Here is a 15,481-nt window from a genome sequence, read left to right as displayed (position 1 = left end):
GGGTTTGCAATATTCTTCAATACGCCCAACACGCGGGGCAGCAGACTGCGGTTTTTTCCGCAGAGCAGCCCCACCCATGCAACAGTTTCTGATCATCGCCCTCGCCCACTTTCTCGCCCTGCTTTCTCCCGGCCCGGACTTCTTCCTGGTCGCGCGCAGCTCGATCAACAGCGGCTGGTGCACTGCCAGCGGTGCTTGCCTGGGCATCGCCCTGGCCAACGGCGCATTCATCGCCATGGCCTTCACCGGCCTTTCGATACTGCAGGAAGGCAGCCTGTTGTTCACCACGCTGCAGCTGGCCGGCGCCAGCTACCTGCTGTACATCGGCGTGCTGTTTCTGCGCCATGCCGGGCAAACCAGCCTGGGCACAGTCGCTGGCAGCCAGCGGGCTCAAGGCTGGTGGCGCAATGTGGGCATGGGCTTCTTGTCCGGCATCCTCAACCCCAAGAACGCGCTGTTCTATGCCAGCCTGGCCAGCATGGTCGCCAGTGCCAGCGTCGGCTGGAAAACGGCCTACGCCGTGTGGATGTTCAGCATCGTACTGCTCTGGGATCTAGCGGTTGCCGTGGCCATTGGCAACCAGCGAGTATTGCGGCGCTTCGCCCGCAGCCTGCCGTGGCTGGAGCGGGCCTCGGGGGTCATGCTGGTGGTTTTGGCGGGGGCGTTGTTGCTGCACCTGGCGCGGGGCTGATCAGTTTCAGGGTACGCATGTCCATCAAGGTGAAATGGCCACTGGCCCACCCGCCCGTGTCCAGGTGCCAGACATTGCCCAACTGCTTGGCCTCCAGCACCGGCGTGTGGCCGACCAGCAAGGCACGCAGGCCCTGCACCGGCTGGGTGTCGCCTTCCTTCAGCCGCCGCCGCGACCACTGGCACACTTCCCGCACCTTGGGGTCGTCCTCCAGTTCCAGCCAGGTGCGCAGTACTGCCCAGTCGGCAAACGGGCTGTCGGCATGCAGCAGGCCCACCAGCCCGGCCGCACTTTCTACTTCTATCGCAATCGGCAGTTGCTCGAAGCGCTCCACGAAGCGCAATTGCTCGCCCCGTGGCAGGTCGAGAAACCAGCTACCTCCAGCGGCGCGGTACATGTCCAGGTCCAGCCGCCCACCGCGCACGCGGGTAATTGCCAGGGCCTCGTGGTTGCCTTGCACGGCATGGAACCAGGGCTGTGCCAACCATTCCAGTGCTGCCTCGCTATGCGGCCCACGGTCGACCAGGTCACCCACGCTGAACAGGCGGTCCACCGCTGGATCGAACCCGACCGCATCCAGGCACTGTTGCAGGCGCTGGAAGTGACCATGGATATCGCCGACCGCCAGGTCCCGTCCCCGGATATTGGCGATCAGCCGCCGAAACCGTCCCATTACAATCTTCCTCTGCTGGTAGCGCCACGCCAGGGGTAAAATGGGAGCACACGCAATCTGCCCCGGAGGTGCATCATGCGTACCGCCCTCGTGTGTGCCGTGCTCATGGCGCTGTCACTGGACAGCATGGCACAAGGTGCCCCGGCCGCGCAGGTCGAGGTGCGTTTCGACCACCCGGAAAAATTCCGCGATGCCAGCCTCGACAGCCACGGTTATGAACGTGGTGCCGACGCCTATGTCATGAAAACCCTCAGCCAATACCTGCAGCAGCTCGGCCAGCGCTACCTGCAACCGGGCCAGCAACTGGTCATCGACATCCGCGACATCGACCTGGCCGGGCGCTTCGAGCCCTGGCACAGCCAGGCCTACGATGTGCGCTTCATGCGCGAGATCACCTGGCCGACCATCGACCTCACCTACACCCTCAGCCAACCTGGCAAACCCGATCAGCAGGCGCAGGAGCGGGTCAGCGACAAGATGTACCTGAGCCGCCCGGGCCGGGTCGCCAGCAGCAGTGACCGCCTGTATGCCGAAAAGGCCATGCTCAGCGACTGGTTCCGCCAACGCTTCGCGACGCACTCGGCTTCCTGAAAAACCCTTCACTGGTACAGGTGTTGGTGCCGATAGTATGCTCGGCCCTTCAACCTGTACCAGGGAATGGTTCTCATGAAACTGTGCGCCGTACAACTGGCATCGCTCAAGGGCGATTTGCCAGGCAACCTCCAGCGTCACCTGGCCTGCATCGAGCAGGCTGCGGCCCTGGGTGCCGAACTGGTGGTGTTTCCCGAACTGTCGCTGACCGGCTACGAGCCGAGTGTGGCGCGCCAGGCCGCCCTGCCGGTGGCCTCCACACGGCTGGACCCGCTGCAAGCCGCTTGTGACCGCCTGGGCATCACTATTGCCGTGGGCCTACCACTGCCAACGCCGGACGGCATACGCATCGGCATGCCGATCTTCAGCCCTGGGGCACCCCGCCAGGCCTATGCCAAGCGGCGCTTGCACGATGATGAACTGCCCTACTTCACCCCAGGCGATCAGGCCTTGCTGCTGGAGATGGGGGAGCACCGGGTGGCGCCGGCAATCTGTTACGAATCGATGTTCATGGCACATGCGGCCATGGCTCGCGAGCACGGTGCCGACCTGTACCTGGTCAGCGTGGCGAAAACCGCCAAAGGCATCCGCGAGGGACACGCGCATTACCCAGAAGTGGCGCGTGAGCTTGGCATGCCGGTATTGATGGCCAACTGCGTGGGGCCGGCTGACACCTTCATCGGCGCCGGCGGCTCCGCTGCGTGGGACAGCCAGGGGCGCTTGCTGGCCAGCCTGGATGAGCACAGTGAAGGGCTGATCGTACTCGACACCCGTAATGCCAGCGCAAGCGCGCTGCCTTTGGACCCGCACCCTGCATGATCTATCTGTTTCTTGCGTTGCTGAGTTATGCCTGCACCTACTACCTGGTCGGCTTGCTGATTCAGGGCCAACTTGCCGATGTGGCCGAGGGTTTGCGCCATCGGCCCGATGCACCTACGCCCGGCGAGTACCTGCGGGAGGTCGAGCCCCTTGCGCGTCGAGCGCATCGGCACTACACCCTGATGGCTGGCTCGATGCTGGCCGTACTGGTCTGCCTGGTCGCCAGCTGGTTCGGCTGAAGCCTTAGAAGTCCAGCGCCAGGCTTTGCCGGCCCTCCAGCGCCAGCAGGTACTGCTTGGCCGCGAGGCCACCGGCAAAGCCAGTCAAGCTGCCCGACGCGCCGATTACCCGGTGGCACGGGGCGATGATCGAAATCGGGTTGCGGCCATTGGCGGCGCCTACGGCACGCACCGCGCTGGGGTTGCCGATTTGCCGGGCGATATCGCCGTAGCTGCGGGTTTCGCCGAACGGTATCGCCAGCAGCGCGGCCCACACCTGCCGCTGGAACTCGGTGCCGGCAAAGTCCAGCGCCAGTTCGAAACGCTGGCGCTTGCCGGCAAAGTACTCGCCGAGCTGGCGAGCGGTTTCCACCAGTACCGGGCACTGGTCATCACGGTGCAGGGCGCCCAGGCGTACGCGGTTTTCCCGCTCCTCTTCCCACAGCACAGCTGCCAGGCTGTCGCCACGGGCCACCAGGGTCAGCGTGCCGACGGGCGATTGCATGAAAGTGAAAGCGCTGGACATAGCGGGCTCCTGCTGGTTGCGATCAACTTACTGTACGCATCCACAGTTACTGATGCACCCGCTTTCTTGCTCAAGTCATTGCGCAGCCGGCAATGCACCGCGCCTGGCTGAGGTTGACCTTGGGGATCAGATCGTCAGGAATACGCGAAGTCGCCGACAGGTTGTAGACATGAAAATGTTCGTTGACCACTTCTCTGGCCATCAGTGTCAACGACGGCAGAATGCGGCTGTCCCAATGCTGGTCCAGCCCGCACGGCGAACACTCGCCGTTGCCGTTCTCGTAGAAGCGCCCGACGCTCTGATCGAGGTCTACCCCTACCAGCAGCACCTCTTCGAAGCCCAGGTGGTAAGCCAGCTGCAAGGCCACGTACGCCACTGTGCGAGCATCGAAGAAACCATGGGCCAGGTCTTTGCTGAAGGCAATCGAACGGCTACGTTTGCTCCACAGTGCGCGGTTGCACACGCAGCTGTCACCGTGGCCACGCAAACCGTCCAGCAGGCCTGGCGTGTCGGCTTTGTGCAAGGCATAACACTCGGTATCCGCTGGCACATTGGCACCCGCATACTGCTCGGGCCAAAGTGCCAGGCGCTCGCTGTCGCGCAAGGCCGTGGCGAACAAGGCCGGCTGTTGCAGGCGAAAACTTTTGTCGGTGCACACGTAAAAGAACGGTTTGATACCGTGTTCGGCGGTCATGGCAACCGAGCCGTTCATGGCGATGATGGGCAAATGGGCGAATTCGCCCAATGGAAAATGCTTGGCAGACGCACCGGACGCAAGTATCACCACGGGGCCCTGCTGGGTGTTGCGACACGCCTCGAAATGGGAGAACGCCCCGCGTTCAGCGCTTGGCTGCGACGGAAGTGTGTTCATCAATGGCATCTTTAACTGGACAGTACAAACCACAATACTGATCCGTGTATACGCCGTGGCCGCTTTTACCTAACTTTACCTAGCTGAACATCAGTCAACCGCCATCCCTTGTTTGGCGGGGTTTTGGGGCCGCTGCGCAGCCCCAGAAAAACGCAAGCCAACGCTAGACTTCCGTCTGGCGGATGCGTTTCTTGTCGATCTTGCCGACACTGGTCCGGGGGATCTCGTCCACACAACGCAACTGCCGTGGTATCGCCCACTTGTTCAAGTGCCCGCTGTCGACAAACGGCTGCAGGTGCCTGGCCAATGACGGCTGGTCCAGTTGCACACCCTCACAGCAGACCACCAGGGCCAAGGGTTGTTCCCCCCACTGTGGATCAGGAACACCGACGACAGCCACCGAGGCGACAAACGGGTGCTGGCTGATCAGGTTTTCCAGCGCTACCGAGCTGACCCACTCGCCACCGGTCTTGATCACGTCCTTGATCCGGTCGCGGATACGCACCACGCCCGCCGCATCGATACAAGCCAGGTCACCGGTGTGCATCCAGCCCCCCAACCACAGTGCTGCGCCTTGCTCCGGTTCGTGCAGGTAGCCTTGGGTCAGCCAAGGCGCGCGCACCACGACTTCACCCAGGCTTTCACCGTCGTGCGGCACCTCCCGGCCCTCGCTGTCGACGATACGCAGGTCCACCATGGCAATCGGCACACCGGCATCGATGCGCAGCGGCAATTGTTGCGCCATGGGCTTTGCCAGCAGCTCGGCACTCAGGTAGGTGATGCTGAGCAGCGGGCAGCTTTCCGACATGCCGTAACCACAGTGCACGCTGATGCCGCGCTCGCTGGCGCGCTGGGCCAGGCCCAGGGTCAGCGCGCTGCCGCCCAGCAGCATTTTCCAGCCGGCAAGGTCGGTGCGGCGCCCTTGCTCGCTGTCGAGCATCATCTGCAGCACCGTTGGCACGCAATGGGAGAAGGTCACCCCCTCCTCATGGAACAGGCGCACCAGGCGGTTGGGCTCGTAGCGCCCCGGGTAGACCTGCTTGATGCCAAGTGCCGTCGCCACGTAAGGCACGCCCCAGGCATGCACATGGAACATGGGCGTGATCGGCATGTACACATCGCCGGTGCGCAGCAGCGGTACCTCACCGCACGCGGCCAAAGTGCCCTGCTCGACCAGGGTATGCAGCACCAGTTGCCGGTGACTGAAGTACACACCCTTGGGGTTGCCGGTGGTACCGCTGGTATAGAACAGCGTGGCCAGCGAGTTTTCGTCGAAGTCCGGGAATTCGAAGTACGGTTCTGCAGCCGCCAGCATGGTTTCGTACTCGCCCAGCAGAGGCACGCCTTGCGCGGCGTGACCGCCGTCACTCAGGCGGATGAAGCCCTCCACTGTCGGCAGGTCGGCGCGCAGCTGCTGCATCAACGGCAGGAAGTCGTCGTGCACCAGCACCAGCCGGTCCTCGGCGTGGTTCATGGTGTAGCGCACCTGCTCGCTGGACAACCGCACGTTTACCGTATGCAACACCGCGCCCAGCATGGGTACGGCGAAGAAACACTCCAATGCGCGGTGGCTGTCCCAGTCGAGCAAGGCCACGGTGTCGCCAGGCTGGACCCCGGCAGCGCTCAGCACGTTGGCCAGCCGTTGAATACGCTCCAGCAACGTGGTGTAGGTGTAGCGCAGCTTGTCGGCGTAGACGATTTCCTGGTTGGGCTGGTAGCGCACACCCGACAACAGCAGGCGCTTGATCAGCAGCGGGTACGCATAGGCCTGCTCGGCCGGGGGCATGACGCGGGTAGTGATCATGTGGGTGGCCTTCACAGTTGCCCGGCCTCGAGCAGGTACAGGCTATCGCTGCCGGCCCTCACGCTGGCGCTGAGCGAGTGGATGCGTGGCAGCAGGCGGGCAAAGTAGAAGCGCGCGGTGCCGAGCTTGCTCAGGTGGAACGGTTCAGGTGCCGCATGGGCCAGGCACACCACAGCCATGCGCGCCCACAGGTAGGCGTAGAGGGTGTAGCCAAACACCTGAAGGTACTCCACCGCCGCCGCGCCAAGCTCGCGCGGGTTGCCTTGGCCACGGTCGAGCAACCAAGCGCTCAGTTCGTCGAGGTTGTGCACGGCAGCCAGCAGTGGCGCAGCGAACTCGGCGTGCTCCACCGGCAGCGCCTCGGCAAAGGCGACCATTTCGTCAGACACGCCAAGGTAAGCCTTGCCACCATCACCCAACAGCTTGCGCCCGACCAGGTCGAGGGCCTGGATGCCGTTGGTACCTTCGTAGATCTGGGTGATGCGGCAGTCACGTATCAACTGCTCCTGGCCCCACTCACGGATATAGCCGTGGCCACCCAGTACCTGCTGGCCGTGCACGGTGGTCTCCAGCCCCATGTCGGTGAGGAAGGCCTTGGCCACCGGTGTAAGCAACGCCACCTTGGCTTCGGCCTTGGCGCAGGCAGCCGGGTCATCGCTGTACTTGGCCAGGTCCAGCTGCAACGCAACGTAGGTTGAAAACGCCCGCCCACCTTCGTTCAGCGCTTTCATGGTCAGCAACATACGGCGTACGTCCGGGTGGACGACAATCGGGTCGGCATGCTGCGCCAGTGCTTCGGCGCCTGTCGGCGCGCGGCCTTGCAGGCGATCACGGGCATAGGCGATGGCGCCCTGATAGGAGCGCTCGCCCAGGGCCAGGCCCTGGATGCCCACGCCCAGGCGCTCGTAGTTCATCATGGTGAACATGGCATTGAGGCCCTTGTTCGGCTCGCCTACCAGGTAGCCGGTGGCGCCATCGAAGTTCATCACGCAGGTGGCCGAGGCCTTGATGCCCATCTTGTGCTCGATCGAGCCGCAACTTACCGCGTTGGCCTCGCCCAGCGCACCGTCGGCGTCGACCAGCACCTTGGGCACCAAAAACAGCGAGATACCTTTGGGCCCGGCGGGCGCATCGGGCAGCCGCGCCAGCACCAGGTGGATGATGTTTTCGGTCAGGTCCTGCTCGCCGCCAGTGATGAAGATCTTCGTGCCGCTGATGCGGTAGCAACCTTCGGCGATGGGCTCCGCGCGGGTGCGGATCAGCCCCAGGTCGGTGCCAGCGTGCGGTTCGGTAAGGCACATGGAGCCGGTCCAGCGGCCTTGGTACATCGGCGGCAGGTACAGCGCCTTCAGCGGCTCGCTGGCATGGTTGAGCAGTGCCAGGCAGGCCCCGGCGGTCAGCATTGGGTACAGGCCGAACGATAGATTGGCGGCATTGAGCATCTCCTCGAGCTGAGCACCGATCACCTTCGGCATGCCCATGCCACCGTATTCCGGGGCCCCGGCCACACCTACCCAGCCGTCGGTGGCGAATGCCCGATAGGCATCGGCGAAACCATCGGGAGTACGTACCTGGCCAGCCTCCCAGCGGCAGCCCTGCTCGTCGCCACTGCGGTTGAGCGGCGCTACCCGCTCGGCGATCAGCTTGCCGGCCTGTTCGAGTATGGCCCGGGCCGTGTCGCCGTCGACCACCTCGGCCAGTGCGGGCGTTTGCGCCCACCAGGTCGGGATGTCGAACACTTCGTTCAACAGAAAATCCATGTCACGCAGTGGCGGAAGGTAATCAGACATGAGGCGAACACTCGCTTTCTTGGGTTTTCGAATGGGCTTTGGCCTGGGCTTCGGCAGTTGCCTGGGGGCCCACGCCGCGCAGAAGGAAGTGCGACAGCGCCGGTATCAGCACCAGCGCGCCGAGCATGTTCCACAGGAACATGAAGGTCAGCAGCAAGCCCATGTCGGCCTGGAACTTGATCGGTGACCAGGCCCAGCCGACCACGCCGGCCGCCAAGGTGATACCGACCAGCCCTACCACCCGGCCAGTGAAAGCCACGGCTTTCTGATAAGCCTGGGCCAGGCTCAGGCCGGCGCGCTGGTAATGCAGCTGCACGCTAAGCAGGTACAGCGCGTAATCCACGCCAATACCCACGCCCAAGGCGATGACCGGCAAGGTGGCAACTTTGACGCCAATGCCCATGGCCACCATCAGCGCCTCGCACAACACCGAGGTGAGCATCAACGGCAGAATCGCCACCAGCGTGGCACGCCAACTGCGGAAGGTGATCAGGCAGAACAGCGTCACCGCCAGGTAAACCAGCAACAGCATGCGGTGGTTGGCCTCGCGCACCACCACGTTGGTGGCGGCTTCGATACCGGCGCTGCCGGCCGCCAGCAGAAACTGATGCTCGGCGCTGCCGTTGGCCTGGGCGAAGCGCTCGGCCGTTGCGGCGACCTGGGCCAGCGTGTCGGCGCGGTGGTCCTTGAGGTAGGCGATCACCGGCATCAGCGAGCAATCGTTGTTGAACAGCTCCGGTGCGTTGACCGAGGCTTGCTGCGCGGCGTAGTTGAGCACGTCCTGGTTGCGCTGCAGGCTGTTCAGGCGCGGGTTGCCTTCGTAGGTACCGGCGGTGATCTGGCGCACGGCGTTGGCCAGCGACACGGTGGTCTGCACACCCGGCAACTGTTGCAGCTCCCAGGCCAGGCGATCAGCGAGGATCAAGGTCTGGTATTGCAGGCAGCCTTCGGGGGCGGTCTTGACCATGACCGCGAAGGTGTCGCTGGACAGTGCGTAATGCTGGGTGATGTAGGCGTTGTCGAGGTTGTAGCGCGAATCCGCGCGCAGCTCGGGGGCGCCGCTGTCGAGGTCGCCGATTTTCAACTGCAGACTGCCCCAGATGCCAAGGGCGGCCAAGGCCAGGGCAACCAGCAGCGCAGCGCTGGCCCACCTGCGTTGCGTGAAGCGGTCAAGCAAGTCCCACAGCCGGCCGAAGCCACGGTGTTGATCGGCGCGGGCATCGATGCGCAGCGCCCGCTCGGCAGCCTGGCGGCCCACACCGACATAGGACAGTGCCACGGGCATCAACAGCAATGAGGTAAAGATCAGCACCGCCACACCAATGCTGGCGGTAATAGCCAGGTCCTGTATCACCGGAATGTCGATCAGCATCAGCACGGCAAAGCCCACGGCATCGGCCAGCAATGCGGTGACACCTGCCACGAACAGGCGGCGGAACGTATAACGGGCGGCAATCTGCCGATGGGTACCACGGCCTATGTCCTGGAGGATGCCATTCATCTTTTGCGCGGCATGCGACACGCCGATGGCGAAGATCAGGAACGGCACCAGGATCGAGTACGGGTCGATGGCATAACCCAACCAGGCGACGATACCCAGCTGCCATACCACCGCAGTCAGCGAACACAGCACCACCAGCAAGGTGCTGCGCACACAGCGGGTGTAGCAGTAGATGATCACCAGGCTGGTGAGCACCGCCAGGGCAAAGAACGCCATCACCTGGATCAATCCGTCGATCAGGTCGCCCATCAGCTTGGCAAAGCCGATCACATGAATGCGGTACTGGCCGCTGGCCTGGTACTGGCTGCGCAACTGTTCGAGCTTTTGCGAAAAGGCATGGTAGTCCAGGCCTTTGCCGGTGGCTGAGTCCTGGTCGAGCAGCGGCACCACCAGCATGCTCGACTTGAAGTCGCGCGCTACCAGGCTGCCGACGATGTTGGCGCGCTCGATGTTTTGCCGCAGCTGTTCGATGTCGCCAGCCGCGCCCTGATAGCCGTCGGGCATGACCGGGCCACCTTGAAAACCTTCCTCGGTAACCTCGGTCCAGCGCACCGCCGGGCTCCACAGCGACTTCACCCAGGCCCGGTCCACGCCCTGGCTGAGAAACAGCTCGTCGTTGATGTGGCGCAGGGTCTGCAGGTAGCCGGGGTCGAAGATATCGCCCTGGGTGTTTTCCACCACCACTCGCACCGCATTGCCCAGGCCGCGCAACGAGGTGCGGTTGGCCAGGTAGTTCTGGATGTAGGGGTGGCTCTGCGGCAGCATCTTGTCGAAGCTGGGGCGCAGCTCCAGGCGGGTCAGCGCCATGAAGCCCAGCACCAGTGTCGCCAACAGCATGCACAGCAGAAATGGCAGGCGGTGGTTGAACACCAGGCGTTCCAGGCCATTGCCCGAGCGCGGGTCGAAATCGGCAAGGTTGCGGATTACCGGAAGGGTATCTTGGCGGTTAGCGGCCATCAGGGTCTTCTCTTGTTATGGGTGCGGCGTGGGGTTACCGAACAGGTTGCGCACGCCCCGCTCGCCCACCAGCACCAGGCCGTTGTCGGCATCGCTGGCGAGTGCGGTCACCGGGCCACGGGCGCTTTGTGGCACCGGGCGGAAGCTGGCGCCGTCGTCGCGGCTGAGCAACAGGTCGCCGGCCTGGCTGGCCAGCCACAGCTGCCCGTCGCGATCGATACCGGCGGCGGTGAGGCTGGTATTGACGCCCGTGTCGACCGGCTGCCACTGCTCGCCGCCATCGGTACTGCGATAAGCGTGGCCGCGCAGGCCGTATATCAGCAGCACACCGGGCTTGCCGATGGCGCCGAACAGAGTGCCGGCGTAGGGGGTATCGACGCGGCTGAAGCGCTCGCCGTTCCACTTCAACAGCAAGCCCTGCTCGCCCGTGATGTACAGGTTGTCAGCCACTGCGGCCAGGCTGGTCAGGTGCAGGCCTTGCGGGTTGTCGCTGTGGTCGAGCCAGGGCTGCCAGTGCTCGCCGCCGTCCGTGGTGCGCAGCAGCAGGTTGAACACGCCCACCGCGTAGCCATGACGAGCATCGCTGAACCACACATCGAGCAAGGCATTGTCGGTGCCAGCGCCGGGCAGCTGTTCAGCCAACGCTCGACCATCCAGCTGCCTTTGCCAGTGCACGCCAGCATCACGGGAGTGCAGTACCACACCATCATGGCCGACCGCCCAGCCCAGTTCAGGCGTGGCAAAGCTCACCGCATTCAGGTCGGCGCTGACCGGCACCTGGGCCTGCTGCCAGTGCGCGCCGTGGTCGTCGGAATAGAGGATATGCCCGCGTGGGCCGACCGCGACCAGGCGCTGCCCGGCCAAGGTCACATCACGCAGGGCGCTGCTGCTGGCCAGGGTGCTGGGCATGGCGGGCACATCCAGCACATCGGTGAATGGCGCCGCCTGTGCCGCGCCCTGCAGCGCGGCCAGGGCCAACATCACCACGCTGCATCGTTTGAAGACAGACATTGGCAACCTCTGTTCCATGGTTCAGCGAATGCCATTGCCGGCCAGTGACTCGGGCGACCACTGGGTTTTCGACAGCGGCTCGATGTAGCGGATGCCACCATAGGCACCGACCACGCCGTTGAGGTTGTAGGTGCCGCCGATCAGGTCGTAGATCATGAACGGCGTGGCGTCCGGGGTCTGCTTGTCGTAGCTCTGGGTCAGGAAGGCGAACGAGCCCCGGTACAGCTGGCCACGGGCGTCGTACTGGTCGGAGGCAAGGGCGATCCAGCTGTCTTCGTCAAGGTAGAAGCGGCGCTTGTGGTAGATGTGGCGTGCGCCGTCCTTGAGCTTGCCTTCCACCACCCAGACGCGGTGTTTTTCCCAGCGCACGAACTGCGGTGCCAGGTGGTTGGGCGTGATCACCTGCTTGACGTCGGTGTTGTAGGTCAGCTGGTAGGTGTTGTACGGCACGTACATTTCCTGCTTGCCCACCAGGGTCCAGTCGTAGCGGTCCAGCGCGCCGTTGAAGACGAACACGTCGTCGTAGGTGCCAGAGCCGGAGGTACCCGGGTTGGGCGTGTCGTAGGCCAGGTTGGGCGCCAGCTTCACCCGGCGTTGGCCTGGCAGGTATTGCCAGGCGTTGCGTGGCTGCACCAGCGGGTTTGCGGCGTCGCGCAGCATCATCGCTTCACCGGCACGGCGTGCGGGCCCGGTGTACACCAATTTCATCTGGTAGTAGGTGTCCTTGGCGCCGATCGGCTTGGCCATGTCCTCGTAAATCGGGTAACTGATGTTGGCCTGTCCAGTGGTCGACAGCGACGGTTTGCCGGCGGCGTCGACGTTCCACGAGTCGTACTTGGCGGTCATGCTCACGCCCTGGTAACGCAGCAGGAAGTTCCACATGGCTTCGGCGCCGTTCTGCGGAATGGGGAACGGGATACCCGGCAGCACGTTGTCTACTGCAGTGCCGCCCTCCTGGCTTTTGGCAGCGGTGGCGTTCTTGCGGGTGTTGTCGAGCACCGCCTGCGGCAGCGCTACGCTGCGATGCGTCGGGTACACGTCGACGCGGTAGCTGGGATAGCGCTTGAGCAGTTCCAGGGTGGTGGCGGTCAGCTGAGCCTTGTACTGATCGGCATTCTTGCCATCGATCACCAGCAGCGGCTTCTCGCTGGCAAACGGGTCCGGCCGCATGCTGGCACCGCTCTGGTAGCTGGCCGGGGGCGTTTGCAGGCCGCCCTGGTAGGCCGGGATCGAGCCGTCGGCATTGCCGGCCTTTTCGGCGCCGATGGCGGTCAGGTTGCTGCCCAGGTGTGCAGCCTGGTCAGGGGAAACGGCCGCCTGGGCGGCATTGAGCGCGGCCAGCGACAGGCACGAGGCAAGCAGGGTACGTACGAAATTCATGATGGTTGTCTTCCTGTGTAGGCGGTAGGAAACATGACTCAGAAGGTCGTCTTGACGGTCAGGTACAGGGCGCCACGGTCTTCAGTGGTGGCACCACCCCCCGAGAAGGAGGCGTAGCCGCCGCCGTAGCAGGTGTAATCCTGTTCGCCGTCCAGGGCATTGGGGGTGCTGCCGTCGGTCTGGCCGTCCTTGCAGGCCTTGGTCTCACCGAAGCTGTCGACGTACTTGAGGTCGACGAAGTACTGGTTGTAGATCGCAGCGCTGAAACCCACCGCGTAGTTGCCAGTGTTCTCGGCACCGCCACCCTGCACCGGCGATACACCGTCGATGCCGACGTTGACCGAAAGCGGCATGCTCAGGTCCATGCCCGGAAACACCTGGTACCAGGTAGGGGTGAAATTGACGGCGATGCCCCAGTTGTCGCGGGTGGCCTTGTCGATGCCGCGGTAGCTGCTCTTGCCTTTGTACAAAGCTTCGTTGTGGCTATCGAGCTTGAGCAGGTTGCTGTAGAACAGCTCGCCCAGCAGGGTTGCCGAGTCGAACAGCGGTGTGTCGCCAATCGTCATCAGGCCGTTGAGGGTGAAGTGCAAGGTGTCGCCGGTGGCGCTCAGGCTGTCGCCATCCTTGGGCACGTCGTAGATCACCCCGCTGCTGGGCAGCCGTGCCGGCAGCAGGCCAAAGCCGCCGCCCAGGCCGCCTTGGCCGGGGGCGCTGACGATTGCCGGAATGCTCGCCAGCGGCATGTTGTGGCGGATGTTCAGGTCGCTGCCGACGCTGATGCCCGCCACATCCTTGGAGAGGCTCAGCCCATAAATGTCGATGTTGTCGGCGTAGGCAAACTGGTAAGTGGTGCTTTGCAGCGAGTTGTAGAGGTTGCCGATCGCGCCTTGGCGGCTGCCCGGTGGGTTGCCGAATGGGCCGTTGGCCACGGTCATGCCGCGCGCATCGAGCCAGGCCTGGGGCAGGATCTCGGACGTCTTGCGGTAGTAGAAGCCGAGGGTGCCGCCCAGCCACTCTGGCGACCACTTGGCCATGATGCCCCAGTCACCGCTTTTGCCGGGGGTCAGGTCATGACCGCGGCGAATGGTGGTGAGCGCACCGCGCACCGGGATCAACCCCGGCGTACCGGTGTGGCCCAACAGGAAGCTCTGCGCGCCCTCACCCACCACATCAGAGCCGCCATAGTACGTGCCGGCTTCAGGCAGCCGGGCGGCATCCCAGTCGAAGAAGTACTGGGCACCCAGGGTGAGCTCGGAGTTGACCAGGAACGCGGTCGACAGCTGGTTGCGGGGTACGAAAAGCTCCTTGGCCTCGGTGCCCGGCGAGGCCGCCAGCTTGGCCAGGTCCAGGCCTGATTGGCCATAACTCAGCGAATGCACCGGGTTGAGCAAGGTTTCACCCCAGAACAGGTTGTGCTGGCCCAGCTTGGCGCTGACCTGCGACGCTTCGCCCACGTCACGGCTCATGAACACGAAGGCATCCAGCACTTCGCCAGACGGGCCGCTGTAGTAACGCTGGGCGTAGTTGCTCAGGTGTGGGCTGCCTAGCGGGATGCCGGTCCCAGGCAGGCCATTGAGGCTGGGGTTGATACCCGACTGGTCACCGTTGCCGTTGACGAATGGGTTGCTGTTGGAGCCGGTGTTGTCATAGGCCTTGTCGTACCAGCTGGCAGTGCTGACGCGAAAACCGCTGTTGCCCTGGTACACCACATCCAGCTCGGTCAGCAGGTCGACCCGGTTGGTGATGTTGGTGCCGGCCTTGCGGAAGTTGTAGTCGCCGTCGTTGCTGTTGGGCGTGCCCAGCAGGCGCTTATCGGCACTCTCGGTACGCACGCCGTAGTTGTATTTGACGGTATTGTCGAAGCGCACGGCCCAGTCTTCATGGCCGGTATCGACTTCGAACGCCTGGGCGGCGGGCAGCGTGAGCAGGCCGATGGCGCAGGCGAGCAGGCAGCGCTGTGGTTTCACAGCACGGTGAATGCGGTGTTCTGGCATTACGATGGCTCCACGTATTGTTATTGTTTTTTACGCCGCCCGTCTGTTGCGGGCGTGGCTGGGGCGTCCATGCGTTACTACAGGTTTGCGGCGTCCAGTCGGCGGATCAACGCCTCGGCCAACGGCCAAGGGCCGAAACCGGAAGCCGGGTTGAGGTGTCCAACGGCGCCCAGGTTGACCAGCTCGCTGCCCCAACGCCGGGCCAGCTCACCGGCAGCGGCGTAGCTGGCGAGGTGGTCATTGCTGCTGGCCGCGACAATGCTGGGAAAGGGCAGCGGCGTAGGTGGAAGTGGCGACCAGCCCATCTCGGCCAGGCTGGCCGGGCTTGGGTAATGCTCGGGCCAGTGGGCGTCGAGGTCAGGTGGGGCCGCCAGCGATGCGCCCTTGATCGCCCGCCCGTAGCGCGCCGCCCAGTGGGCGACCATCAATGTGCCGGCACTGTGTGCCACCAGCAGCACCGGGCCATCGACCTGTTCCAGCTCGCGCTGGATTGCCTCGACCCGCGCGTTACAGCACAGGCCGTCGACTTCCAGCGGCGGTACGCTGCGCACCTTGGCCAGGCGGCCGGCAAGCAGGGTCTGCCAGTGTTCGGCCACGTGGCCGCGCAGGCCAGGGACAATCAGCACGGTGGCTGTGGTTTGCAGTTTTTCCACGG

At 64.1% G+C, this 15,481-nt stretch carries 14 protein-coding genes; 4 read left to right on the top strand and 10 right to left on the bottom strand.

Features of this window, described 5'->3' with window-relative positions:
- Positions 1-76 precede the first annotated feature (76 nt).
- On the top strand, positions 77-691 hold the full coding sequence (locus APH35_RS08670) for a LysE family translocator (protein WP_060514553.1): 615 nt from the start codon (positions 77-79) through the stop codon (positions 689-691).
- On the opposite strand, the gene APH35_RS08665 is transcribed toward APH35_RS08670, so the two are convergent.
- Positions 639-1,364: a metallophosphoesterase gene (locus tag APH35_RS08665; RefSeq protein WP_012272433.1), complete on the bottom strand. Its 726-nt coding sequence runs from the start codon at positions 1,362-1,364 to the stop codon at positions 639-641. The genes APH35_RS08670 and APH35_RS08665 overlap by 53 nt on opposite strands.
- Positions 1,365-1,439: 75 nt before the next feature.
- On the opposite strand from APH35_RS08665, the gene APH35_RS08660 reads away from it, so the two are divergent.
- The 3 genes from APH35_RS08660 (at position 1,440) to APH35_RS08650 (ending at position 3,013) form a co-directional block, all read left to right on the top strand.
- Positions 1,440-1,955: a DUF3016 domain-containing protein gene (locus APH35_RS08660; RefSeq protein WP_012272434.1), complete on the top strand. Its 516-nt coding sequence runs from the start codon at positions 1,440-1,442 to the stop codon at positions 1,953-1,955.
- Between the two features lie 75 nt (positions 1,956-2,030).
- Positions 2,031-2,774: a carbon-nitrogen hydrolase family protein gene (locus APH35_RS08655; RefSeq protein WP_012272435.1), complete on the top strand. Its 744-nt coding sequence runs from the start codon at positions 2,031-2,033 to the stop codon at positions 2,772-2,774.
- Complete coding sequence (locus tag APH35_RS08650) at positions 2,771-3,013, top strand: hypothetical protein (protein ID WP_060514552.1); 243 nt, start codon at positions 2,771-2,773, stop codon at positions 3,011-3,013. The genes APH35_RS08655 and APH35_RS08650 overlap by 4 nt, the downstream gene beginning before the upstream one ends.
- Positions 3,014-3,017: 4 nt before the next feature.
- On the opposite strand, the gene APH35_RS08645 is transcribed toward APH35_RS08650, so the two are convergent.
- The 9 genes from APH35_RS08645 to APH35_RS08605 all read right to left on the bottom strand — a co-directional run bounded on the left by APH35_RS08645 (position 3,018) and on the right by APH35_RS08605 (position 15,479).
- The gene (locus APH35_RS08645; protein ID WP_012272437.1) at positions 3,018-3,518 is read right to left on the bottom strand and encodes a methylated-DNA--[protein]-cysteine S-methyltransferase; all 501 of its coding nucleotides are present in this window, start codon (positions 3,516-3,518) and stop codon (positions 3,018-3,020) included.
- A gap of 70 nt (positions 3,519-3,588) precedes the next feature.
- Positions 3,589-4,389, bottom strand: coding sequence for a hypothetical protein (locus APH35_RS08640; protein ID WP_060493093.1), 801 nt, complete (start codon positions 4,387-4,389; stop codon positions 3,589-3,591).
- Between the two features lie 163 nt (positions 4,390-4,552).
- Positions 4,553-6,193 (bottom strand): fatty acid--CoA ligase, encoded by a 1,641-nt coding sequence (locus APH35_RS08635; RefSeq protein WP_012272439.1) that lies wholly within the window; start codon positions 6,191-6,193, stop codon positions 4,553-4,555.
- Between the two features lie 11 nt (positions 6,194-6,204).
- Complete coding sequence (locus APH35_RS08630; RefSeq protein WP_060514551.1) at positions 6,205-7,983, bottom strand: acyl-CoA dehydrogenase C-terminal domain-containing protein; 1,779 nt, start codon at positions 7,981-7,983, stop codon at positions 6,205-6,207.
- A complete protein-coding gene (locus APH35_RS08625) occupies positions 7,976-10,441 on the bottom strand; it encodes an efflux RND transporter permease subunit (protein WP_012272441.1) in 2,466 nt (821 codons plus the stop codon). The genes APH35_RS08630 and APH35_RS08625 overlap by 8 nt, the downstream gene beginning before the upstream one ends.
- 15 nt (positions 10,442-10,456) lie before the next feature.
- The gene (locus APH35_RS08620) at positions 10,457-11,452 is read right to left on the bottom strand and encodes a WD40/YVTN/BNR-like repeat-containing protein (protein WP_060514550.1); all 996 of its coding nucleotides are present in this window, start codon (positions 11,450-11,452) and stop codon (positions 10,457-10,459) included.
- A gap of 21 nt (positions 11,453-11,473) precedes the next feature.
- Entirely contained in the window at positions 11,474-12,832 is a 1,359-nt protein-coding gene (locus APH35_RS08615; protein WP_012272443.1) for a DUF1329 domain-containing protein, read from the bottom strand.
- A gap of 38 nt (positions 12,833-12,870) precedes the next feature.
- Entirely contained in the window at positions 12,871-14,826 is a 1,956-nt protein-coding gene (locus APH35_RS08610) for a DUF1302 domain-containing protein (protein WP_012272444.1), read from the bottom strand.
- 77 nt (positions 14,827-14,903) lie between these two features.
- On the bottom strand, positions 14,904-15,479 hold the full coding sequence (locus tag APH35_RS08605) for an RBBP9/YdeN family alpha/beta hydrolase (protein ID WP_060514549.1): 576 nt from the start codon (positions 15,477-15,479) through the stop codon (positions 14,904-14,906).
- Positions 15,480-15,481 lie beyond the last annotated feature (2 nt).

This window comes from Pseudomonas sp. NBRC 111132 (assembly GCF_001320565.1).
Lineage (GTDB): Bacteria > Pseudomonadota > Gammaproteobacteria > Pseudomonadales > Pseudomonadaceae > Aquipseudomonas > Aquipseudomonas putida_P.
Note: the sequence above shows the minus strand (reverse complement) of the source record. Positions and strands in the feature narration are given on the sequence as shown.